Origin of the sequence: Paenibacillus piscarius (assembly GCF_022234545.1) — a bacterium.
Classification (GTDB): Bacteria; Bacillota; Bacilli; order Paenibacillales; family Paenibacillaceae; genus Paenibacillus_AQ; species Paenibacillus_AQ piscarius.
Map to the genome: position 1 here is coordinate 37,499 of NZ_JAIEUI010000030.1, position 21,615 is coordinate 59,113.

The 21,615-nt window shown below is 49.1% G+C and carries 39 protein-coding genes; 37 read left to right on the top strand and 2 right to left on the bottom strand.

The window, feature by feature from the left end; all coding sequences use genetic code 11:
- Positions 1–8 precede the first annotated feature (8 nt).
- A complete protein-coding gene (locus K1558_RS30025) occupies positions 9–458 on the bottom strand; it encodes a V4R domain-containing protein (protein WP_238655653.1) in 450 nt (149 codons plus the stop codon).
- 161 nt (positions 459–619) lie between these two features.
- On the opposite strand from K1558_RS30025, the gene K1558_RS30030 reads away from it, so the two are divergent.
- The 35 genes from K1558_RS30030 to rpsI all read left to right on the top strand — a co-directional run bounded on the left by K1558_RS30030 (position 620) and on the right by rpsI (position 18,826).
- A complete protein-coding gene (locus K1558_RS30030; protein ID WP_238655654.1) occupies positions 620–1,339 on the top strand; it encodes a Crp/Fnr family transcriptional regulator in 720 nt (239 codons plus the stop codon).
- Between the two features lie 282 nt (positions 1,340–1,621).
- Complete coding sequence (gene rpsJ, locus K1558_RS30035; RefSeq protein ID WP_009226637.1) at positions 1,622–1,930, top strand: 30S ribosomal protein S10; 309 nt, start codon at positions 1,622–1,624, stop codon at positions 1,928–1,930.
- Between the two features lie 39 nt (positions 1,931–1,969).
- A complete protein-coding gene (gene rplC / locus K1558_RS30040; RefSeq protein ID WP_238655655.1) occupies positions 1,970–2,593 on the top strand; it encodes a 50S ribosomal protein L3 in 624 nt (207 codons plus the stop codon).
- Positions 2,594–2,618: 25 nt separating this feature from the next.
- Positions 2,619–3,242 carry a 50S ribosomal protein L4 gene (gene rplD / locus K1558_RS30045; protein ID WP_238655656.1) on the top strand — a complete coding sequence of 208 codons (624 nt, stop codon included), beginning with the start codon at positions 2,619–2,621 and terminating at the stop codon, positions 3,240–3,242.
- Entirely contained in the window at positions 3,242–3,535 is a 294-nt protein-coding gene (gene rplW, locus K1558_RS30050) for a 50S ribosomal protein L23 (protein WP_238655657.1), read from the top strand. The genes rplD and rplW overlap by 1 nt, the downstream gene beginning before the upstream one ends.
- 27 nt (positions 3,536–3,562) lie before the next feature.
- Positions 3,563–4,393, top strand: coding sequence for a 50S ribosomal protein L2 (rplB, locus tag K1558_RS30055; protein ID WP_238655658.1), 831 nt, complete (start codon positions 3,563–3,565; stop codon positions 4,391–4,393).
- A gap of 76 nt (positions 4,394–4,469) precedes the next feature.
- A complete protein-coding gene (gene rpsS, locus K1558_RS30060; protein ID WP_019908227.1) occupies positions 4,470–4,748 on the top strand; it encodes a 30S ribosomal protein S19 in 279 nt (92 codons plus the stop codon).
- A gap of 31 nt (positions 4,749–4,779) precedes the next feature.
- Positions 4,780–5,112, top strand: coding sequence for a 50S ribosomal protein L22 (gene rplV, locus K1558_RS30065; RefSeq protein WP_019908228.1), 333 nt, complete (start codon positions 4,780–4,782; stop codon positions 5,110–5,112).
- Between the two features lie 13 nt (positions 5,113–5,125).
- Entirely contained in the window at positions 5,126–5,791 is a 666-nt protein-coding gene (rpsC, locus tag K1558_RS30070; protein WP_238655659.1) for a 30S ribosomal protein S3, read from the top strand.
- Positions 5,792–5,793: 2 nt separating this feature from the next.
- On the top strand, positions 5,794–6,228 hold the full coding sequence (gene rplP, locus K1558_RS30075; protein WP_020427064.1) for a 50S ribosomal protein L16: 435 nt from the start codon (positions 5,794–5,796) through the stop codon (positions 6,226–6,228).
- Positions 6,218–6,415, top strand: coding sequence for a 50S ribosomal protein L29 (gene rpmC / locus K1558_RS30080; RefSeq protein ID WP_019908232.1), 198 nt, complete (start codon positions 6,218–6,220; stop codon positions 6,413–6,415). Before rplP ends, rpmC begins: the two co-directional genes overlap by 11 nt.
- Positions 6,416–6,458: 43 nt before the next feature.
- A complete protein-coding gene (gene rpsQ / locus K1558_RS30085; protein WP_036692400.1) occupies positions 6,459–6,725 on the top strand; it encodes a 30S ribosomal protein S17 in 267 nt (88 codons plus the stop codon).
- Positions 6,726–6,765: 40 nt separating this feature from the next.
- Complete coding sequence (gene rplN, locus K1558_RS30090; RefSeq protein ID WP_036680556.1) at positions 6,766–7,134, top strand: 50S ribosomal protein L14; 369 nt, start codon at positions 6,766–6,768, stop codon at positions 7,132–7,134.
- A 57-nt stretch (positions 7,135–7,191) separates the two neighbouring features.
- On the top strand, positions 7,192–7,545 hold the full coding sequence (rplX, locus tag K1558_RS30095) for a 50S ribosomal protein L24 (protein WP_019908235.1): 354 nt from the start codon (positions 7,192–7,194) through the stop codon (positions 7,543–7,545).
- 30 nt (positions 7,546–7,575) lie between these two features.
- On the top strand, positions 7,576–8,118 hold the full coding sequence (gene rplE / locus K1558_RS30100) for a 50S ribosomal protein L5 (protein WP_238655660.1): 543 nt from the start codon (positions 7,576–7,578) through the stop codon (positions 8,116–8,118).
- Between the two features lie 44 nt (positions 8,119–8,162).
- Entirely contained in the window at positions 8,163–8,348 is a 186-nt protein-coding gene (locus K1558_RS30105; RefSeq protein ID WP_036589425.1) for a type Z 30S ribosomal protein S14, read from the top strand.
- Positions 8,349–8,380: 32 nt separating this feature from the next.
- A complete protein-coding gene (rpsH, locus tag K1558_RS30110; RefSeq protein ID WP_238655661.1) occupies positions 8,381–8,779 on the top strand; it encodes a 30S ribosomal protein S8 in 399 nt (132 codons plus the stop codon).
- A 30-nt stretch (positions 8,780–8,809) separates the two neighbouring features.
- Positions 8,810–9,352 carry a 50S ribosomal protein L6 gene (rplF, locus tag K1558_RS30115; protein WP_238655662.1) on the top strand — a complete coding sequence of 181 codons (543 nt, stop codon included), beginning with the start codon at positions 8,810–8,812 and terminating at the stop codon, positions 9,350–9,352.
- Between the two features lie 84 nt (positions 9,353–9,436).
- Positions 9,437–9,805, top strand: a complete 369-nt coding sequence (gene rplR, locus K1558_RS30120; protein WP_238655663.1) for a 50S ribosomal protein L18 — start codon at positions 9,437–9,439, stop codon at positions 9,803–9,805.
- A 27-nt stretch (positions 9,806–9,832) separates the two neighbouring features.
- Entirely contained in the window at positions 9,833–10,330 is a 498-nt protein-coding gene (rpsE, locus tag K1558_RS30125) for a 30S ribosomal protein S5 (RefSeq protein WP_036652980.1), read from the top strand.
- A gap of 14 nt (positions 10,331–10,344) precedes the next feature.
- A complete protein-coding gene (rpmD, locus tag K1558_RS30130) occupies positions 10,345–10,530 on the top strand; it encodes a 50S ribosomal protein L30 (protein ID WP_019908243.1) in 186 nt (61 codons plus the stop codon).
- Positions 10,531–10,571: 41 nt separating this feature from the next.
- Positions 10,572–11,012 (top strand): 50S ribosomal protein L15, encoded by a 441-nt coding sequence (gene rplO / locus K1558_RS30135; RefSeq protein WP_238655664.1) that lies wholly within the window; start codon positions 10,572–10,574, stop codon positions 11,010–11,012.
- Entirely contained in the window at positions 11,012–12,310 is a 1,299-nt protein-coding gene (secY, locus tag K1558_RS30140; protein WP_238655665.1) for a preprotein translocase subunit SecY, read from the top strand. The genes rplO and secY overlap by 1 nt, the downstream gene beginning before the upstream one ends.
- 98 nt (positions 12,311–12,408) lie before the next feature.
- Positions 12,409–13,053, top strand: coding sequence for an adenylate kinase (locus K1558_RS30145; RefSeq protein ID WP_238655666.1), 645 nt, complete (start codon positions 12,409–12,411; stop codon positions 13,051–13,053).
- A 4-nt stretch (positions 13,054–13,057) separates the two neighbouring features.
- The gene (gene map, locus K1558_RS30150; protein WP_238655667.1) at positions 13,058–13,810 is read left to right on the top strand and encodes a type I methionyl aminopeptidase; all 753 of its coding nucleotides are present in this window, start codon (positions 13,058–13,060) and stop codon (positions 13,808–13,810) included.
- Positions 13,811–13,821: 11 nt separating this feature from the next.
- Positions 13,822–14,130 carry a KOW domain-containing RNA-binding protein gene (locus tag K1558_RS30155; RefSeq protein ID WP_238655668.1) on the top strand — a complete coding sequence of 103 codons (309 nt, stop codon included), beginning with the start codon at positions 13,822–13,824 and terminating at the stop codon, positions 14,128–14,130.
- Positions 14,131–14,132: 2 nt separating this feature from the next.
- Positions 14,133–14,348, top strand: a complete 216-nt coding sequence (gene infA / locus K1558_RS30160) for a translation initiation factor IF-1 (protein ID WP_018753971.1) — start codon at positions 14,133–14,135, stop codon at positions 14,346–14,348.
- Between the two features lie 53 nt (positions 14,349–14,401).
- Positions 14,402–14,515 carry a 50S ribosomal protein L36 gene (gene rpmJ / locus K1558_RS30165; protein WP_003322638.1) on the top strand — a complete coding sequence of 38 codons (114 nt, stop codon included), beginning with the start codon at positions 14,402–14,404 and terminating at the stop codon, positions 14,513–14,515.
- An 18-nt stretch (positions 14,516–14,533) separates the two neighbouring features.
- Positions 14,534–14,902 carry a 30S ribosomal protein S13 gene (rpsM, locus tag K1558_RS30170; RefSeq protein WP_036721817.1) on the top strand — a complete coding sequence of 123 codons (369 nt, stop codon included), beginning with the start codon at positions 14,534–14,536 and terminating at the stop codon, positions 14,900–14,902.
- Positions 14,903–14,921: 19 nt separating this feature from the next.
- Complete coding sequence (gene rpsK / locus K1558_RS30175) at positions 14,922–15,317, top strand: 30S ribosomal protein S11 (RefSeq protein ID WP_062520357.1); 396 nt, start codon at positions 14,922–14,924, stop codon at positions 15,315–15,317.
- Positions 15,318–15,449: 132 nt separating this feature from the next.
- Positions 15,450–16,394: a DNA-directed RNA polymerase subunit alpha gene (locus tag K1558_RS30180; protein ID WP_238655669.1), complete on the top strand. Its 945-nt coding sequence runs from the start codon at positions 15,450–15,452 to the stop codon at positions 16,392–16,394.
- 43 nt (positions 16,395–16,437) lie between these two features.
- On the top strand, positions 16,438–16,803 hold the full coding sequence (gene rplQ / locus K1558_RS30185) for a 50S ribosomal protein L17 (RefSeq protein ID WP_019908254.1): 366 nt from the start codon (positions 16,438–16,440) through the stop codon (positions 16,801–16,803).
- A 157-nt stretch (positions 16,804–16,960) separates the two neighbouring features.
- Positions 16,961–17,788 carry a tRNA pseudouridine(38-40) synthase TruA gene (gene truA, locus K1558_RS30190; protein ID WP_238655670.1) on the top strand — a complete coding sequence of 276 codons (828 nt, stop codon included), beginning with the start codon at positions 16,961–16,963 and terminating at the stop codon, positions 17,786–17,788.
- A 187-nt stretch (positions 17,789–17,975) separates the two neighbouring features.
- Positions 17,976–18,413, top strand: a complete 438-nt coding sequence (rplM, locus tag K1558_RS30195; protein WP_036692430.1) for a 50S ribosomal protein L13 — start codon at positions 17,976–17,978, stop codon at positions 18,411–18,413.
- Between the two features lie 20 nt (positions 18,414–18,433).
- Entirely contained in the window at positions 18,434–18,826 is a 393-nt protein-coding gene (gene rpsI / locus K1558_RS30200; RefSeq protein WP_238655671.1) for a 30S ribosomal protein S9, read from the top strand.
- A 97-nt stretch (positions 18,827–18,923) separates the two neighbouring features.
- Here the strand turns inward: rpsI and K1558_RS30205 are convergent, their stop codons facing one another.
- Positions 18,924–19,406: a ferritin-like domain-containing protein gene (locus K1558_RS30205; protein WP_238655672.1), complete on the bottom strand. Its 483-nt coding sequence runs from the start codon at positions 19,404–19,406 to the stop codon at positions 18,924–18,926.
- Between the two features lie 214 nt (positions 19,407–19,620).
- Between K1558_RS30205 and K1558_RS30210 the strand changes: the two genes are divergently transcribed.
- Positions 19,621–20,313, top strand: coding sequence for a phosphoadenylyl-sulfate reductase (locus tag K1558_RS30210; RefSeq protein WP_238655673.1), 693 nt, complete (start codon positions 19,621–19,623; stop codon positions 20,311–20,313).
- 48 nt (positions 20,314–20,361) lie between these two features.
- Positions 20,362–21,537: a sulfate adenylyltransferase gene (gene sat / locus K1558_RS30215; RefSeq protein ID WP_238655674.1), complete on the top strand. Its 1,176-nt coding sequence runs from the start codon at positions 20,362–20,364 to the stop codon at positions 21,535–21,537.
- Positions 21,538–21,615 lie beyond the last annotated feature (78 nt).

Sequence of the window (21,615 nt, forward strand, 5' to 3'; positions counted from 1 at the left end):
ATTAGTGTTTACAGCTTAACCTCGTACTCACAGTGCTCATGGCCGGTCACATTGCACTTGATTTCCTTCACCGATACCTTGCGGCTGAGGATTTTGCACAGCGCTCCTTCAATGATAGCGCCCTCCAGATCACAGACCATCTTCTCGTCCTCCAGGGACGGCAACCCTTTACAGAAGCAGTCATCCACGGCAATATTCAATTTGCGTTCGTCCGAGTGAACAATGCGGGGGATCCCGATTCTCAGTTCCTCAAACAGATGCAGCAGATCGTCAACGGAAGTGACAGGCAGGCTCTCCCCGATTTTGCGTCCGATAGTAACCGTAGTTCCCTTGCCGCCTAACGGCAATCCTTGATTCATGCCAATAAGGCGGATCGTCCGGAACAATTCAAGTGGAACCATATTGCCGAGTGAGGTTCTGTTCATCTGGCGCATATCCTCAAACGTGTATTGCTGCATGCTCCTCAACTCCTTTTCTCTCTATGAACCTATTGTATAGCAGCTTGGAAGAAGCTTCCTTGATATAGATCAAGTTTTAATAATTGTTGTGCGTCCAGTCACCCGGCAGACTGCAGATCCTTGTTATGGTGGAAGCAGCAAGAGGGAGAGGATGAGGGTTCATGGATTGTAAGACTTGCGGTTCTCATGCCTGTGTACGTCAGGTTCCGGTATTCAGCAGCTTATCCGATGAGGAACTGATCATGATAGATTCGATTACTGACTCAGAAGCGTATCCCAGAGGCAGCCAGGTCTGCAGAGAAGGGGAGCCTTCCGAAGCCTTGTATGTAGTCAAAAGCGGGCTAATCAAGTTGACCAAGAACAGTATGGAGGGGAAGCAGCATATTGTCCGTTTTCTTTTTCCGGGGGATTACTTCGGGCAGTTTGCGCTGCTGCATAATAAGAACAATGATGTAACAGCTGAGATGATCGAGAGCGGAGTGGTGTGCCGGATGCACCGGAAAGATTTCATTCCACTGCTGGAGCAGAATGCAGGGCTTGCCTTCAGCTTCCTGATGTCTGTCAGTGAGCAGCTGCATATGGCGGAGGAGACTGCAGGAGCCATGCATATGCTTGAAGTGGAGAAGCGGTTAGCCCGGCTGCTGATCTATCTGTATACCAGGAATCTCTCAGATTCAGGTAGGACAATGCAAGCTCTGAGACAATCCGTAGATTTGCCATCTGCCCAGAAAGAGGTGGCGGCCATGATTGGAACCACTGCTGAGACGCTGAGCCGGAAGCTGAACAAGCTCGAAGCGCTGAAGATTATTGCCATGCATAAAAGAACGGTAAATATTCTGGAGATGGAGGCACTGCAGCAGTTGGCAGAAATCAGGGATTAGCTCTATTATAATAGAAGAAATACATGTCATCCCGGAACTTATGGCGCCTTTCTGAACCGGAGATATGCTTTTTTTGAATTTTTTTTGGAAAAGGCTGATTACTTTCGCAAATGCTCTTGCAATATAGCCGCCTATTCTATATAATAATAAATGTTGTTCTGAGACGTTGCGATGATGTGAGAGGTTACTGACACACCCGGCCCCTTTGCCATGAGGTCGATGTCAGAAAATTTTCACGGAGTATGTCCGATAATAAATTGGGCGATAGAAGGAGGGACTAAAATGGCAAAGCAAAAAATTCGTATCCGCTTGAAAGCATACGACCACAGAATTCTTGATCAATCCGCAGAGAAAATCGTTGAAACAGCAAAACGTTCGGGTGCTGGTGTATCCGGGCCGATTCCGCTGCCAACCGAGAAACAAGTTATTACCATTCTCCGTGCGGTGCACAAGTACAAGGATTCCCGTGAACAGTTTGAGCAACGGACTCACAAACGTCTGATCGATATTGTGAACCCAACACCACAAACTGTGGATGCCTTGATGCGCTTGGATCTGCCGTCCGGTGTAGATATCGAAATCAAATTGTAATTCATTTCAAGCAACTAGGAAAAGAAAAGAGGTGTCAACATGAAAGGTATCTTAGGAAAAAAACTCGGTATGACTCAAGTGTTTACTCCAGAAGGTAACGTGATCGCTGTATCGGTTATCGAAGCGGGTCCTTGTGTGGTACTGCAAAAGAAAGACCTGAATATCGACGGATATGAAGCAGTGCAGTTGGGCTTTTCCGATAAGAAAGAAAGCCGCTCCAACAAGCCTGAACAGGGTCACGCCAAAAAGGCAAATGCAACACCTAAGCGCTACGTTCGCGAAATTCGCGGTGTTGACCTCGGGTCCCTCGAGGTTGGACAAGAGCTTAAGGCTGACATCTTCACCGAAGGTGAATTTGTTGACGTAACAGGTACGACCAAGGGTAAAGGCTTCCAGGGTAACATCAAACGCTGGGGACAAAGCCGCGGACCAATGGCACACGGATCGCGTTACCACAGAAGACCGGGCTCGATGGGTTCCATTCAGGCTAACCGTGTTCCTAAGGGCAAACGCCTGCCAGGACATATGGGTCACACGACCGTAACGGTTCAAAGACTTGAAATCATCCGGGTTGACGTAGAACGTAATGTATTGCTGGTTAAAGGCGCTATCCCAGGCCCTAAGAACAGCTTCGTGAAAGTTAAAGAAACCGTTAAGAAATAACGACTGAAGAAAGGAGGAACATGAAATGCCAAAAGTAACACTTTTTAATACTAGTGGTAACGAAGTTGGCGAAGTTGAACTGAGTGATTCCGTGTTCGGTATTGAGCCGAATACACATGTGCTGCATGAAGCTGCACTGATGCAGAGAGCTTCCCTTCGTCGCGGTACTCACAAAGTCAAAGGACGCTCTGAAGTGCGTGGCGGCGGACGTAAGCCTTGGAAGCAAAAAGGTACAGGTCGTGCCCGTCAAGGCTCCATTCGTTCTCCACAATGGAAAGGCGGCGGCGTAGTCTTCGGACCGACACCACGCAGCTATTCCTGGAAACTGCCTAAGAAAGTTCGCCGGTTGGCCATCAAATCCGCGTTGTCCTCGAAAGTTCTCGGGAATGACATCATCGTATTGGATAGCCTGACTATGAATGCTCCGAAGACGAAAGAATTCGCAGCGATTCTGAACAATCTTAAAGTAGGCAGCAAAGCCCTGATTGTAGCTCCTGGCTATGATGACAATGTGGCTCTTTCCGCTCGTAACATCCCTGGGGTGAAATTCGTAGCGGCTGATGGCATCAATGTTCTTGACGTACTGCTGTACGACAAACTGATCATCACTAAAGATGCAGTTCTGAAGGTAGAGGAGGTGTTCGCGTAATGAAAGATCCTCGTGATATTGTTAAGCGACCTGTGATTACGGAACGCACATCCGAATACATGAGCGAACTGAAGTACGCTTTTGAAGTGGATATTCGTGCTAACAAGACCGAAATCAAAAAAGCTGTCGAGGCTATTTTTAAAGTTAAAGTCGTTAGTGTGAACACAATGCGCGTACCTGGCAAGCTGAAACGTTACGGCAAATACTCCGGATACACTCCGGAATGGAAAAAAGCCATCGTTAAGCTCAGCCCGGACAGCAAGCCGCTCGAATTCTTTGAAGCGGTAGAATAATACTCTTAAAGTAAGGAGGGAACTACAGTGCCAATCAAAAAGTACAAACCGACCTCTCCGGCAAGACGCGCTATGTCCGTGTCTACGTTTGAAGAAATCACAACAAACCAGCCTGAGAAATCGTTGCTCGCTCCGCTGTTCAAGCATGCGGGACGCAACAACCAAGGTAAAATTACGGTTCGTCACCACGGCGGCGGACACAAACGTAAATACCGTATTATCGACTTCAAACGGACGAAAGACGGCATACCAGGTAGCGTTGCTACAATCGAGTATGACCCGAACCGTACGTCCAATATCGCATTGATCAACTATGCTGATGGAGAGAAACGTTACATCATCGCTCCTAAAGGCCTTAAAGTTGGGGATAAAATCGAATCCGGCCCTGCTGCTGACATCAAAATCGGTAACAGCCTTCCGCTCGCCAACATCCCTGTGGGTACAGTTATCCACAACATTGAGTTGAAGCCAGGCAAAGGCGGACAATTGGTTCGTGCAGCCGGTACAGAAGCTCAATTGCTCGGTAAAGAAGAAAAATACGTATCCGTTCGTCTGAACTCCGGTGAAGTTCGCAGAATTCTCAGCGTATGCCGTGCAACTATCGGATCCGTTGGTAACGAAGATCACGAACTGATCAAGATTGGTAAAGCCGGACGCAGCCGCTGGCTGGGACGCCGTCCTGAAGTACGCGGTGTTGTCATGAACCCTAACGATCACCCGCACGGTGGTGGTGAAGGCCGCGCTCCAATCGGACGGAAATCGCCAATGTCTCCTTGGGGCAAACCAACCCTCGGCTACAAGACGCGTAAGAAGAACAAAGCATCTGATAAATATATCGTTCGCCGCCGCACAAAATAAGACGCTTCAGGCAAGTTAAGCTAGCGCGAAGCGTCGATTCGCGGTTTGAAGAACCGGATGAAGGGAGGATTCACACATGGGTCGCAGTTTAAAAAAGGGGCCGTTCATTGATGGCTACCTGCTGAAAAAAGTTGAGGAACTGAACGCGGCAGATAAGAAAGTTGTCGTTAAAACCTGGTCCCGTCGCTCAACCATTTTCCCTCAGTTTATCGGACATACGTTTGGTGTATATGACGGCCGTAAGCACGTGCCTGTATACGTAACGGAAGATATGGTAGGTCACAAGTTGGGCGAGTTCGCGCCAACACGTACTTACAAAGGCCACGCGGGTGACGATAAGAAAACCAGAAGATAATTAACGTCTCTGTTTGAGAGGAGGGAAAACAATGGAAGCAAAAGCACATGCAAGATCGGTGCGGATTTCTGCGCGTAAAGCGAAACTGGTTGTTGACTTGATTCGCGGCAAGCAAGTGGGGGAAGCTATTGCAATTCTTCGCCACACTCCGAAGTCCGCTTCTCCGGTTGTTGAGAAGCTGCTGAACTCGGCGATTGCGAACGCTGAGCATAACTACTCTATGGACGTAAACAGCTTGTTCGTAAGCGAAGTTTTCGTTAACCAGGGTCCAACAATGAAACGTTTCCGTCCACGCGCCATGGGCCGTGCAAGCCGGATCAATAAACGTACCAGCCACATTACTTTGGTGGTATCTGAGAAATAAGGAGGGATAACACGTGGGTCAAAAGGTAAATCCAGTCGGACTCCGAGTCGGTATTATTCGCGATTGGGAATCAAAATGGTATGCAGGCAAAGATTTCGGTACTCTTTTAATGGAAGACGTCAAAATCCGGGAATACCTTAAAGGCAAATTGAAGGATTCCTCTGTTTCCCGCATCGAGATCGAAAGAGCGGCAAGCCGAGTGAATGTTACGATTCATACTGCCAAGCCAGGTATGGTAATCGGTAAAGGCGGAGCAGAAGTTGAAGTACTGCGCAGCGAAGTTACAGCGATCGCCAGCGGCAAAAAAGTACACATCAACATCAACGAAATTAAACACCCTGAACTGGATGCAATTCTTGTTGCTGAGAGCATTGCACAACAGCTGGAGCGTCGCGTATCGTTCCGCCGTGCACTGAAGCAAGCGATTCAGAGAACTATGCGTTCCGGCGCAAAGGGTATCAAAACACAAGTTGGCGGACGTCTTGGCGGTGCTGAGATTGCCCGTTCAGAAGGTTATAGCGAAGGAACAGTTCCACTTCATACGCTTCGTGCTGATATCGATTACGGAACAGCTGAAGCTCATACAACTTACGGCCGTATCGGCGTAAAAGTATGGATCTACCGTGGAGAAGTTCTTCCCCCAGCTAAGAAACAAGCTGCTCAGGAAGGAGGCAACTAATCATGTTGGTACCAAAGCGCGTTAAACACCGCAAGCAACAGCGCGGTCACATGAAGGGTATGGCAAAAGGCGGAACCGAGCTGAACTTCGGCGAATTCGGTCTGCAGGCTCTGGAGCCATCCTGGATCACTAACCGTCAGATCGAAGCTGCACGTATCGCGATGACACGTTACATCAAACGTGGCGGTCAGGTCTGGATCAAGATTTTCCCGGATAAGCCAATTACTCAGAAGCCTCTCGAGGTTCGTATGGGTAGTGGTAAAGGTAACGTTGAGAAGTGGGTAGCAGTAGTTAAACCGGGCAAGATTATGTTCGAACTCGGAGGCGTGTCGGAAGAAATCGCTCGTGAAGCGATGCGTCTTGCCGCTCACAAGCTGCCTGTAAAGACTAAGTTTGTGAAACGTGAAGAATTGGGTGGTGAAGCAAATGAAAGCTAATGAACTTCGCAACTTAACCACTGCCGAGATTGAACAGAAGATCGCCGGATTCAAGGAAGAGCTTTTCAATCTCCGTTTTCAATTGGCTACTGGCCAACTGGATAACCCGACTCGGATTCGTGATGTGCGCAAGGAAATAGCTCGTGCTAAAACCGTTATCCATCAAAGAGTTCTTGGGATCAGTTAAGTGACGGCGGATTCGTAATCCGTAATCAGGAAGGAGGCTAACTATGAGTGAAGAACGTAATGCACGTAAAGTGCTGATCGGTAAAGTAGTCAGCGACAAAATGGATAAGACCATCGTAATTGCTGTTGAAACCTATAAAAAGCACAATCTGTACCACAAACGCATCAAGTCTACGAAGAAATTCAAGGCACATGATGAAGAGAATGTAGCTAAAATTGGTGATGTCGTGAAAGTCATGGAGACTCGTCCACTGTCGAAAGACAAACGCTGGAGACTGGTTGAAGTGGTAGAAAAAGCGGTTATCATCTAAGACTAGAAGCTGATCCCTTTCCGGAAGGAGGAAATTAATAATGATTCAACCATTTACACGTTTGCATGTGGCTGACAACTCTGGTGCGAAGGAACTGATGTGTATCCGCGTACTGGGTGGTACTGGACGCCGTACAGCAGCAATCGGCGATCTGATCGTTTGTTCCGTTAAACAAGCAACACCAGGCGGCGTTGTCAAAAAAGGTGATGTTGTTAGAGCGGTAGTTGTTCGTACAAAACGTTCGGTACGCCGTAAAGACGGATCTTACATCGCATTCGACGAGAATGCAGCTGTTGTTGTTAAAGACGACAGAAGCCCGCGCGGAACACGTATCTTCGGACCAGTAGCCCGCGAACTTCGCGACAAGGACTACATGAAGATCGTTTCCTTGGCACCGGAAGTTATCTAAACCATCCGTATTCGTACGGGTTCTACATGAGAAGGTCAGTTATAGGAGGTGTAATCAATGCCTAGAGTGAAAAAAGTTCTGGAATCCCATAACAATAAACTGCACGTGAAAAAAGATGATGTGGTGCTTGTGATCAGCGGGAAGGACAAAGGTAAAAAAGGCCGTGTCATCGCTGCTTATCCCCGTGAAAACCGCGTTCTGGTAGAAGGCGTGAACATGGTGAAAAAACACCAGAAGCCTAACCAGCTGAATCCGCAGGGCGGAATCATCGAACAGGAAGCTTCGATCCATGTGTCCAACGTAATGCACATTGATCCGAAGAGCGGAAAAGTAACACGCATCGGCTATAAAGTGCTTGATAACGGTAAGAAAGTTCGGGTAGCTAAGAGATCCGGCGAGATTATCGACTAATACAGTCCTAATGAAAGGAGGTAAAGCTTCATGACAGCAAGAATGAAAGAACGTTTCTTGAATGAAATTACTCCTGCCCTGATGCAGAAGTTCAACTATACTACTGTTATGCAAGTACCGAAGATCGAGAAGATCGTCATCAACATGGGTGTGGGTGACGCGGTTCAGAACTCTAAAGTACTTGATGCTGCAGTAAATGATATGCAATTGATCTCTGGCCAAAAGCCGGTTATCACTAAAGCTAAAAAGTCCATCGCCGGTTTCAAACTGCGCGAAAATATGCCGATCGGGGTTAAAGTAACACTGCGCGGCGAGCGTATGTATTACTTCCTGGACAAATTGATCAACGTAACGCTTCCACGCGTTCGTGACTTCCGTGGTGTATCCAGCAAAGCCTTTGACGGCCGTGGTAACTACACACTGGGTCTGAAAGAGCAATTGATCTTCCCGGAAATCGAGTATGACAAGGTAGATAAGGTCCGCGGTATGGACATCGTTATCGTAACGACTGCAAAGACGGATGAGGAATCCCGTGAGCTGCTGAATCAGCTGGGAATGCCTTTCACAAAATAAGCATCATCCATTTCTCCGAAACTGTTTAGGAGGTGTCAGTCTAAGTGGCAAAGACTTCAATGAAAGTTAAACAACAACGCGAGCCTAAGTTCAAAGTACGTGCCTATACACGTTGCGAGCGTTGCGGTCGTCCACATTCGGTACTGCAAAAGTTCAAAATTTGCAGAATTTGTTTCCGCGAATTAGCGTATAAAGGCCAGATCCCTGGCGTGAAGAAAGCAAGCTGGTAAGAAGCTTATAAACGGGAAGGAGGTTTACACACATGACTATGTCTGATCCTATTGCAGATATGCTTACTCGTATTCGTAACGCCAACACTGTGCGTCACGAGACAGTAGAAATGCCTGCTTCTACTATGAAGAAACAAATCGCGGACATCCTGAAGCGCGAAGGCTTCATCCGTGATGCTGAATTCGTTGAAGATAGCAAACAGGGGATTATCCGTATTTTCCTGAAATACGGCCCGAACCAGGAGCGCGTTATCTCCGGTCTGAAAAGAATCAGTAAACCAGGTCTGCGCGTTTACACGAAGAGCAACGAGGTTCCTCGTGTACTTGGCGGTCTGGGAATCGCGATTATCTCCACATCTAAGGGAGTTATGACCGATAAGGAAGCTCGTCAATCAAAATCGGGCGGAGAAGTTATCTGCTACATTTGGTAATAAACGTCACAAGATAAGGAGGTGCAACACATGTCTCGTATTGGTCGCAAACCAATCGCAGTACCTAGCGGTGTAGATGTTACATTGAACAACGCCGTTATTACAGTAAAAGGTCCTAAAGGCACTTTGACTCGTGAGCTTCATAAAGACATGAAGATTACAGTTGAAAATAACGAAATCACTGTTGTTCGCCCGTCGGACAACAAACTGCATCGTTCACTTCACGGCACAACCCGCTCCGTTGTCAGCAACATGGTGAGTGGTGTGACTGAAGGCTTCTCGAAATCTCTGGAGCTGGTTGGGGTCGGATATCGTGCAAGCAAATCCGGAGATAAAGTCGTACTGAACGTTGGTTACTCCCACCCGGTTGAAATTACACCGGAAGCGGGTATCGAGTTCGAGGTTCCTGCGAACACGAAGATCATCGTTAAAGGGATCGACAAAGAACGCGTTGGCGCTTATGCTGCCAAGATCCGTTCTGTACGTGAACCTGAGCCGTACAAAGGTAAAGGTATCAAATACGAAGGCGAGCGTATCATCCGCAAGGAAGGTAAAGCTGGTAAGAAGAAATAACCAGCTCTACCTTAATTGTAAGATACCCCGTGCATCTTAAAGTGAAGCTGTCTACGGCAAACTGAAGGGAGTGAAAGGGAAGTCATGATTACAAAAGAGGATAAAAACAAGGCCCGTCTCAAAAGACACCTGCGTGTTCGTAAAAAAATCCAGGGTACTGCTGAGCGTCCGCGTTTGAACGTATTCCGTTCTTCAAAACACATCTATGCTCAACTGATCAATGACGTGACAGGCGTTACTATCGTATCTGCCTCCACACTGGATAAAGAGCTGAGTGCTACAATCGGAAATGGCGGCAGCGTTGAAGCTGCAAGCAAAGTTGGTCAACTGATCGCTGAGCGCGCCAAAGAAAAGGGTCATACAGCGGTAGTATTTGACCGCGGTGGATACCTGTACCATGGACGGATTCAGGCTCTGGCAACCGCAGCCCGCGAAGCTGGTCTTGAATTCTAGAATAATTCTTAAAAGGAGGTTAACGACTTGCGTGTAGATCCGAACAGTTTAGAACTGACAGAAAGAGTTGTACACATTAACCGTGTTGCAAAAGTTGTAAAGGGCGGACGCCGTTTCAGCTTCAGCGCACTTGTTGTTGTGGGCGACGGCAACGGTTATGTCGGTGCGGGTATCGGTAAAGCCGGAGAAGTTCCGGATGCCATCCGTAAAGGCATTGAAGACGCCAAGAAAAACCTGATCCACATTCCAATCGTAGGGACTTCGATTCCTCACCTGGTTACTGGTCATTTCGGCGCAGGACGTGTTCTGCTGAAACCAGCATCCGAAGGTACCGGCGTTATCGCTGGTGGACCGGTTCGTGCGGTACTTGAATTGGCAGGCGTTGGCGACATCTTGACAAAATCTCTGGGTTCTTCGAATTCCATGAACATGGTCAATGCTACTCTGGAGGGACTTTCCCGCCTGAAGCGCATTGAAGAAGTCGCGAAGCTTCGCGGCAAATCTGTCGAAGAATTACGCGGTTAAGGAGGGGAACGTCAATGGCAAAGTTGCAGATTACCCTCGTTCGCAGTGTAATTGGACGTCCAGAAACACAACGTGTTACTGTTAAGACGCTCGGCCTGCGCAAAACCAACTCGTCCGTGGTTCACAACGACACTCCTGCAATTCGCGGGATGATCAACAAAGTGAGCCACTTGCTGTCCGTTACAGAAATTGAAGGCTAATCGCCTCGTATACCATTAACAAACATAAGGAGGTGCAAACGATGAAGTTACATGAACTTGCTCCAGCTCCTGGATCACGGAAAGAACGCAACCGCGTGGGCCGTGGACCAAGTAGCGGAAACGGTAAAACTTCGGGCCGCGGTCACAAAGGTCAAAACTCCCGTTCCGGCGGTGGTGTGCGTCCAGGCTTCGAGGGTGGACAAAACCCACTCTATCGTCGTCTGCCTAAACGTGGTTTCATCAATCCTACCCGTAAAGAGTACGCGATTGTGAACCTTGAAGATCTGAACAGCTTTGCTGAAGGCACAGAAGTAACTCCAGAACTTTTGCTTGAAACTGGTGTTGTCAGCAACACTAAGAGCGGCATCAAGATTCTCGGCAATGGTGAACTGGCTGTTAAATTGACTGTCAAAGCAAATAAGTTCTCTCAATCTGCGGTAGAGAAAATCGAAGCTGCCGGCGGTAAAACCGAGGTGATCTAATGTTCAAGACGCTTAAGAATATATGGCATGTTGAAGATTTGCGCAAAAAGATCCTGTTTACCCTGTTCGTTCTGATCATTTACCGCATCGGTTCGTTTGTGCCGGTTCCCGGTGTGAACAAAGAAGTGCTGGAATCAACAAATCAGGGCGGAGACGCTTTGATGGGTCTTTTGAACACCTTCTCGGGCGGAGCGCTCAAAAACTTCTCGATTTTTGCGATCAGCATTTACCCGTACATTACGGCATCCATCATTGTGCAATTGCTCTCGATGGATGTTGTTCCTAAGTTTGCCGAATGGGCAAAGCAAGGGGAGCACGGGAAAAAGCAGCTGGCGCAAATTACGCGTTACGGCACAGTCGTGCTAGGTTTGATTCAAGCGTTTGCCACATCTATCGGATTTAACCGGATTTATGGCACTGAGATGATTCCAAATGCAACCTTTGCGGATTACCTGCTTATCGCGATCATATTGACGGCGGGTACATCGTTCTTGATGTGGTTAGGTGAACAGATCACTGAAAAGGGAATAGGAAACGGGATCTCGATCCTGATTTTTGCGGGAATCGTCGCCGCCTTTCCGGGATATATCACGGCTACAGCGCAATCAAGCTTCATCCAGCCGGATCAGATGTTCCTGAATATTCTTAAAGTCGTTATTGTTCTGGTCGTGATCGTTGCGATTATTGTCGGGGTTATCTTTGTTCAGCAAGGTATCCGCAAAATCCCTGTACAATACGCAAAACGCGTGGTCGGTAACAAAATGTACGGTGGACAGAATACACATATTCCGCTTAAAATTAATGCGGCTGGTGTAATTCCTGTTATCTTCGCCGTTTCATTGCTTCAATTCCCGATTGTGTTATCGAGCTTCTGGTCCACCCATGCTTGGGCTAAATGGGTCTCAGCTAATCTGGATCATACCAAGCCGCTCGGGATGCTGCTTTATGTGGTGATGATCATCGGATTTACGTTCTTCTATACGTTTGTCCAGATGAACCCGCAGCAAATGGCTGATAATATGAAAAAGAATGGCGGATACATTCCAGGTATACGTCCAGGTAAGGCTACAGAAAAGTACCTGACTAGAGTAATGTCGCGTCTGACCATGTCTGGTGCGCTGTTCCTGTCATTGATCTCTGTATTGCCTGTATTATTTGGTTCGTTGTCCGGGTTGCCGAAGCAAGTACAGATTGGCGGTACGGCACTGCTGATCGTTATCGGTGTTGCACTGGATACTATGAAGCAGATCGAGAGCCAATTGATCAAACGCCATTACAAAGGCTTCATCAATAAATAGGCGATAGGTTCCGGTGAAGTACCTGGATTCTTAGACTTCCCGGTACCTATTGTGCTGTTTCTTGCTTGGTGTCGAACTTTTGGGGGGAGTAAAGAATCGTGAACATTCTATTCATGGGCCCTCCTGGGGCAGGCAAGGGAACACAAGCCTCAGTGGTTGTCAAAGAACTTGGTATTCCGCATATTTCGACAGGTGATGCCTTCCGCTTGGCCATCAAGCAAGGAACTCCGGTCGGACTGAAGGCCAAGTCATACATCGATCAAGGCTTGCTTGTACCTGATGATGTGACGATTGGAATCGTTGAAGAACGGCTGCAGCAGTCCGATTGCGAAAAAGGTTTCTTATTGGATGGCTTTCCAAGAACCCTTTCGCAAGCGGAAGCGCTGGGAGAGATCCTGAGCCGTCTCGGGACTTCACTGGATCACGTAATCAACCTGAATGTGGACCGCGGATTGCTGATGGCACGTCTTACGGGACGCCGGATCTGCACAGTATGCGGAACATCCTACCATCTGATTTTCAACCCGCCGAAGCAAGAAGGCATCTGCGACATTGATGGCGGCGAGCTGTATCAGCGTCCGGATGACAACGAAGAGAGTGTAGGCAAGCGTCTGGATGAGTATGATAACAAGACAGCACCGCTGCTTGCATTCTATGATGATAAAGGTCTTTTGCGTCAGGTCAACGGAGAAAACGAAATCAATGTCGTTTCTTCTGAAATTGTATCTATGCTGCGGGGTTAATGTAATGATCATCTGTAAATCCGAACAGGAACTTGTCTTCATGAGGGAAGCTGGTCGAATCGTTGCCGAGTGTCACCGCCGTATTGCTGAGGCTATCAAGCCAGGTGTAACGACCGGGGAGCTCGACAGAATTGCTGATCAATACATCCGCAGTCAGGATGCAGTGCCGTCTTTTAAAGGCTACAACGGTTTTCCTGCCAGCATTTGCGCTTCAGTAAACGAACAATTGGTGCATGGATTTCCAGGGAAACGCAAACTGGTGGAAGGCGACATTGTGACGCTGGATATCGGTGCAGAGTACCGCGGTTATCATGGGGACTCCGCTTGGACCTACGGGGTAGGCCGCATTTCCGAAGAAGCCCAGCGTCTGCTGGATGTTACGGAAGGCTCTCTCTACGCTGGCCTGGCGTTAGTCAAACCGGATGTGCGCCTGTTTACAATCTCCCACGCCATCCAAGCATACATCGAAGATGCGGGGTTCTCCGTAGTCCGCGAGTATGTGGGCCATGGCATTGGGGCAGAACTGCATGAAGAACCGCAAATTCCGAACTATGGCATAGCGGACCGCGGACCACGTCTGAAGCCGGGGATGGTACTCGCCATTGAGCCGATGGTTAACGCAGGGGAACGGTATGTCAGAACGCTGGAAGATAACTGGACGGTCGTTACGGTAGACGGTTCACTGTGTGCTCACTTTGAGCATACCGTGGCGGTTACGCCGGACGGCATGGAGATTTTCACAAAACTGAATGCGTAGGTGATCTTCACGTGAATACTGGGAGCAGCCCGCAGATTGGTCAGATCGTGAGAATTCTCAAAGGCAAGGATGCCGGAGAGGCTGCCGTTGTTATCGCAGTTGTGGATAGCAGATTTGTATACATTGCTGACGGGGACAAACGCAAGTTTGACAGCCCAAAGAAGAAGAATATTCAGCATTTGGAGCTCATACCCTTCATCAGCAGTGAGATTGTAGACAGTTTGGAAGAAACCGGCCGGGTCACCAACGGAAAGCTGCGGTTTGCAGTGATGAAGTACGGACAGCCCGCTGGAAAAAGTGCTAAGGAGAGAGGAGACTAACTGTGGCTAAGGAAGATGTCATTGAGGTAGAAGGAACGGTTATTGAACCGTTGCCCAACGCAACATTTAAGGTTGAGCTTGAGAATGGTCACCAGATACTTGCCCATGTGTCCGGGAAATTGCGGATGCACTTTATCCGTATCCTGACCGGGGACAAAGTGGTCGTGCAGTTATCGCCTTATGATCTGTCAAAAGGCCGTATAACTTACCGTAAATAGATGGGAACTACAACAAAAGTTTTGCTTCGCAGAACTTTGAGGAGGTAATTAACATGAAGGTAAGACCTTCTGTAAAGCCCATTTGCGAAAAATGCAAAGTCATCCGCCGCAAAGGGACTGTTATGGTAATTTGCGAAAATCCGAAACACAAACAAAAACAAGGTTAAAGAAGGGGGTGTAGCGTAATGGCTCGTATAGCTGGAGTGGATTTGCCACGTGACAAACGCGTTGAGATCGCCTTGACTTATATTTTCGGAATCGGTAAAACGACTTCCCAGAAAATTCTTAATGAAACAGGCATTGACGTTAACACACGTGTCCGTGATTTGACGGAAGATGAAGTCAGCAAACTGCGTGAAACGATCGACAAAGAGGTTAAGGTTGAAGGTGACCTGCGTCGTGAAATTTCCTTGAATATTAAGCGTCTTACTGAGATCGGCTGCTACCGCGGTGTCCGTCACCGTCGTGGATTGCCTGTTCGCGGTCAACGCACCAAAACCAATGCCCGTACCCGTAAAGGCCCGCGTCGCACTGTAGCAAACAAAAAGAAATAAGAAGAGGTGAGAAGAGACAATGGCTAAACCGAAAAAAGTCGTACGTACCAAACGTCGCGACCGGAAAAATATCGAGTCTGGCGTGGCACACATCCGTTCCACGTTCAACAACACGATCGTTACGATCACGGACCCTCACGGAAATGCAATTTCCTGGGCAAGCTCCGGCGGTCAAGGATTCAGAGGTTCCCGTAAATCGACTCCATTTGCAGCGCAAATGGCAGCCGAGACTGCCGCTAAGGCAGCGATGGAACACGGCATGAAGTCTGTAGAAGTTATGGTTAAAGGACCGGGCGCGGGCCGCGAAGCAGCCATCCGTTCCCTTCAGGCCGCCGGCCTAGAAGTTAACCTCATTAAAGACGTTACTCCAGTTCCTCACAATGGATGCCGTCCGCCGAAGCGTCGCCGCGTTTAGTAGAAATCAGAATTGTGATTGTGGTATAATTCTGACGCATCTGCTAATAATAGGTGTTTAGGCATACTACATGATACACCTGATGGGGTGACTGTTTCATATAGGAGCGACGTTTGAAGGAGGGGTACACTCGTGATAGAAATCGAAAAGCCGAAGATTGAGACCGTAGAAGCCAATGAGGATGGGACCTATGGGAAATTCGTAGTTGAACCGCTGGAACGTGGATATGGCACGACTCTGGGGAACTCGCTTCGCCGGATTCTGCTGTCCTCCCTTCCGGGAGCCGCAGTGACTTCGGTCCAAATTGACGGCGTTCTGCATGAGTTCTCGACCGTTCCCGGCGTAATGGAAGATGTGACGGAGATCATCCTGAACCTTAAAGCTCTCTCGCTGAAGATTCATTCGGACGAAGAGAAAGTGTTCGAGATTGATGCTGAAGGAGAGGGCATCGTTACCGCAGGTGATATTCGTGCGGACAGCGATGTTGAGATCCTGAACCCGGATCTTCATATTGCAACGCTGGGACCCGGCGCGAGACTGCACATGCGCATTTTTGCAGGCCGTGGTCGCGGCTACGTCCAAGCGGACCGGAACAAACGCGACGATCAGCCAATTGGTGTAATTCCAGTTGACTCTATCTACACCCCTATTTCACGTGTGAATTACGGTATTGATAATACCCGTGTCGGTCAAGTAACCAACTACGACAAATTGACGCTGGAAATCTGGACAGATGGCAGTATCCGACCGGAAGAAGCCGTTAGCCTGGGAGCCAAAATTTTGAACGAGCACCTCGTTCTGTTCGTAGGTCTTACGGACGAAGCGAAAGACGCCGAAATTATGGTTGAAAAAGAAGAAGACAAAAAGGAAAAGGTACTCGAGATGACGATCGAGGAGCTTGATCTTTCTGTCCGTTCCTACAACTGCCTCAAACGCGCCGGTATTAATACCGTGCAAGAGCTGACTACCAAAACTGAAGAAGATATGATGAAGGTTCGTAACCTGGGCCGCAAATCTTTGGAAGAGGTACAAGAGAAGCTTGAGGAGCTTGGATTGGGACTGCGTACAGAAGAATAGCTTGTCGTAGCACTTGAGACTTGAGTGAAGGAGGGAAAACAAAATGGCATACCAAAAATTGGGCCGTGATTCCAGCGCGCGTAAAGCATTGTTCCGCGATATGGTAACGGATCTGTTCCTATACGAACGTATTCAGACAACAGAAGCCAAAGCGAAGGAAGTTCGTTCCATCGCTGAGAAACTGATCACTAAAGCGAAAAAGGGCGATCTTCATGCTCGCCGTCAAGTAGCTGCATTTGTTCGTCGCGAGACTGTAGATGGTGAACAAGATGCAATCCAGAAACTGTTCTCTGACATTGCTCCTCGTTACACCGAGCGTCCAGGCGGATACACCCGTATCCTGAAGCTGGGACCTCGCCGTGGCGATGCTGCGCCTATGGTTTATCTTGAACTGGTAGACCGCGCGTAGTTTCACAAGCCTTGATTTCCGGATGTACGCACTACGTTTAACGTTATTGTACTGCAGGGCATAATCCCCCTGCTGTGCAAATAACCGCGGGAATCACCTTGGATAGAGTAGAAGGAGCTCCCGCCGGGGCTCTTTTTTTTTGAAAGAGGAGAATGAAATGCGCAATCTATTGATGAGAGTCAATTATGACGGGACCCATTATGATGGCTTTCAGACCCAGCCTCAGGGCAATACGATTCAGGACAAGCTGGAACATGCCATTCTGCATTTGACCGGCGAGACGCTCAAAATAACGGGCTCGGGACGGACAGATGCAGGTGTTCATGCGTATGGCCAGCCCTTTAACTTCATCACCTCCTCCCAGATTCCGCTGGAGCGCTGGTGTCTGGCACTGAATGCCAGGCTGCCGCAGGATATCGTGGTTACTGAGGCCGCTGAGGTGCCGCTCTCGTTCCACTCGCGCAGAGGGGCGAAACGCAAAACCTACCGGTACACGATCAACGGCAACCGGTTCCCGGACCCCTTCCAGCGGCGCTGGCAGCATCATCATCCGGGCAGGCTGGATCTTCAGGCGATGGAGCAGGGCTTGGCGGCGCTGCTGGGTACCCACGATTACACTTCCTTTGCATCCAGACACTCTACCAAGACCTCCCACGTCCGGACGATCTTTGAAGCGTATATTGAAGTGGACCGTAGCATGTGCCGTCCGGGCTCTCCCGACCAGGGAGTCATTCATACCTATCTTACCGGCAGCGGCTTTCTGCAGCATATGGTACGCATTATTATGGGCACGCTGATGCAGGTCGGGGAAGGCAAGATCAGCGCGGATCGGATCCCCGTCATACTTGCGGCTTGTGACCGCGGAGCGGCCGGACCTACGGCTGTATCCAAGGGTCTGGCGCTCTGGAGTGTGGAATATGACGAGAGTGTGCTAACTGAAGAGGAGACTTCTATTTTTTCGCAAAATAGTGTCTCTGAAAGTTAAAAATCACTTGCGCTCATCGGTTTTATGCTGTAATATAAAAGTTGTGTTTTCTTGATGGCTATCCCACAGCCCCGATCAAGGAAATGCCAACCAATCAAGCTAATTCAACTTACAAAATCGTAATCCAAAGGCAAAACAAGATATACGAAACAGATGATTTTCGTACGAGAACAAGGAGGAAACATTCATGCGTACCACCTATATGGCGAAGCCGAACGAAGTTGAACGCAATTGGCACATTATTGATGCCGAAGGCAAGACACTTGGTCGTTTGGCAAGCGAAGCCGCTGCCCTGATCCGCGGCAAACACAAACCGCAATTCACTCCACATGTTGATACTGGAGATTTCGTAATTGTTATCAACGCTGAGAAGATTCACCTTACAGGCAAGAAAATGCAGAACAAGAAATACTACCGTCACTCGATGCACCCAGGCGGCTTGAAGGTTACTGTTGCAGAAGACCTGATCAAGACCAAACCTGAGCGTATGATTGAATTCGCAGTTCATGGTATGATTCCTAAGACTCGTCAAGGCAATCACATGAAGCTGAGACTCAAAGTATATGCAGGCGCTGAACATCCACATGCAGCACAAAAACCTGAAGTTTACGAACTTCGCGGATAAGAATAGAGGAGGACAGTTTCATGGCACAAGTACAATACTATGGGACAGGTCGTCGTAAACATTCGGTAGCACGTGTTCGCCTTGTACCGGGTGAAGGACGCATTGTCATTAACAAACGTGAGATGGACGAATATTTCGGTGTAGAAACACTGAAAATGATCGTAAGACAACCTTTGAACCTGACTGAAACCCTGGGCAGCTACGATGTAATCGTGCTTGCACATGGTGGCGGCATTTCCGGTCAAGCTGGAGCAATCCGTCACGGCATCGCCCGTGCACTGCTCAAAGTAGACCCTGAATATCGCGGTACGCTGAAGAAAGCCGGCTTCCTGACTCGTGACCCACGTATGAAGGAACGTAAGAAGTATGGCCTCAAGGCTGCCCGTCGCGCTCCTCAGTTCTCGAAACGTTAATATTCCCTTGTTCACAAGGAAAAGAAGCTCCTGGCCTTTGGCCGGGAGCTTTGTTTATGTTCTGTAGGCTAAAAGGGAAACAGAGCAGCAAAACTCGTCATTTATTTGGCTGGGGAGCCAGGTTGTGCAGCAGCAGATTATTATATTTAGCCGCATGCTTCTGCTCATCCAGAATGATGCCATACAGAGTGTCCTTGTAGATTCCGTAGGGAAGCCCGAACCAGATCTTCCGGTATTTCTCCACAGCTGATAACTCCCCCTGGAAGGCTTGCTGCAGGCCCGCGGTATACGATGTAACAGGGACTGGAGTTTCACTGCTGCCTCCTGTCACGTCCTGCCCGGTCAAGTCCTTGTACATCTGGCGAAACATCTGGTTATGCTGTCTTTCATCCGCCCGGATCGATGCAATCACCTGAGCCTGCTCAGGATTAGGGGCCAGGTCAATCAGCTGGCTGTAGAACAGCTCATCATTCCGCTCTCCCTGAACCGAAGTTTTTATTGATTCAAGCGCTTCTTGGGCGGATGTAGCCCATACAGGGGTGAACTGTACCCGGTACCAATAAGGGTAAACCGTACTCATACGCATAGCCTCCGATAATGTAAGTATATACCATATATATGCACATCTGCCCAAGGTGTGATGGATGACTTCAACTGACCCCATCAACTTTCTTCCAAATTGAACAAAACCCATTGACTTCGCTCTGTAATCGGATATACTATATCATATAGAATTAGTCGGGATTGATCTGCATAGGGTTACTCTTGGCTGTATCCGGATGGAGGAAAAGATAATGAACCTGCTCGAGAAAGAGGATTTAATCAGAGTGAAAGCAGAAGAGCTGGAGGGTGCCGGGCCGGAGGAGATCATCCGCTGGGCGGTGGAGACGTTTCCGAATATAACCTTTGCCTGCAGCTTCGGGGCGGAGGATGTGGTGCTGGTGGATATGCTTCAGAAGGTTAGTCCCTCGACCGATGTGTTCTATCTCGATACGGATTATCACTTCAAGGAAACCTATGAGACTAGAGATATTATGGCTGATAAATACGGTATGGAATTCGTTAGGGTCTCGCCGCAGATTACCGTGGAGGAGCAGGCGGCACAGTATGGAGAGGCGCTGTGGAACACGGATCCGAACCAGTGCTGCGCGATCCGCAAGGTGGAGCCGCTGACCCGTATTCTTTCACAGTACGACGCCTGGATCACAGGTATCCGCCGGGATCAGGCACCAACCCGGGCCAACGCCAAGAAGATCGAATATGATAACAAGTTCGGGCTTGTGAAGTTTAACCCGATTGCGGACTGGACCACGGAGGATGTGTGGAACTATATCCGCGAGAATGACGTAGTCTATAACCCGCTGCATGACCGCAACTTCCCGAGCATCGGCTGCGAGCAGTGCACCCGTGCGGTTATGCCTGGGGAAGATCCGCGCGCCGGTAGATGGTCCGGATCAGATAAGACGGAATGCGGACTGCATAAATAATCTTATAAATAAGGCTCACCAGCCCCGATACAGAAGGAGAGAACCCGAATGACTTCAATACAGCCTCATGGAGGCACACTGATTCAGCGCGTAGCTGCCGGGCAAGAGCGGGAAGAGCTGCTGAAGCAGGCATCATCCCGTGTATCTATCCCATTGAATACTTGGACTTTATCGGATCTGGATTTAATCGGGGTGGGGGCCTTCTCGCCGCTCACCGGATTCCTGAACGAAGCGGATTACCATTCGGTAGTTACCAATATGCGTCTGGCGGACGGCACGGTATGGAGTATTCCCGTTACGCTGGCTGTCAGCGATGAACTGGCTTCCACGCTTGCAGCGGGTGACCAGGTTGCCCTTAAAGGTGAAGAGGACGGCGTAATTTACGGACTCCTCGATATTGAGAGTATCTATAGTGTAGATCAGCAGATCGAAGCCCAGCATGTGTTCAAGACCACCGACCCGGAGCATCCGGGAGTCAGCAAATTACTTGCCCGCCCTGCAACCTACGTAGGGGGCCCTATAACAGTGCTTAACCGGCCGCGGCCGGAGAAATTCTCTGAATTCTATTTTGACCCCGCTGAGACCCGCCGGCTATTCGCCGAGAAGGGCTGGAGAACCGTTGTAGGCTTCCAGACACGTAATCCGGTACACCGGGCGCACGAGTATATCCAGAAGTGTGCAATGGAGGTTGTAGACGCTCTGTTCCTGAATCCTCTGGTGGGGGAGACGAAGTCTGATGACGTTCCGGCTAATGTGCGGATGAAGAGCTACCTGGCGCTGCTGGAGAATTATTATCCGCAGGACCGTACGTTCTTAGGCGTATTCCCGGCAGCGATGCGTTATGCGGGACCGCGTGAAGCCATCTTCCATGCCATGGTGCGCAAGAATTACGGCTGCACACACTTCATTGTCGGCCGGGACCATGCGGGGGTTGGTGATTATTACGGCACGTATGAGGCCCAGGAGATCTTTGCTAACTTCACCGCTGAGGAGCTGGGCATTACGCCGTTGTTCTTCGAGCATAGCTTCTTCTGTGTAAAGTGCGGCAACATGGCCTCCAGCAAAACCTGCCCGCATCCAAGCGACCAGCATCTGACGCTCTCAGGAACGAAGGTGCGTGCGCTGCTGCGTGACGGCCAGTGCCCGCCTCCAGAGTTCACCCGCCCGGAAGTGGCGCAGATTCTGATTGAGGGCATGTCACCGGAAGCCGCAGTGAAGTCCTAATCGAATAAGCAGTATAGCCAGTACTATTTGGCCCTCTTGTCCCATATAGATGAGTAGTATCTATCGGGACGAGGGGGT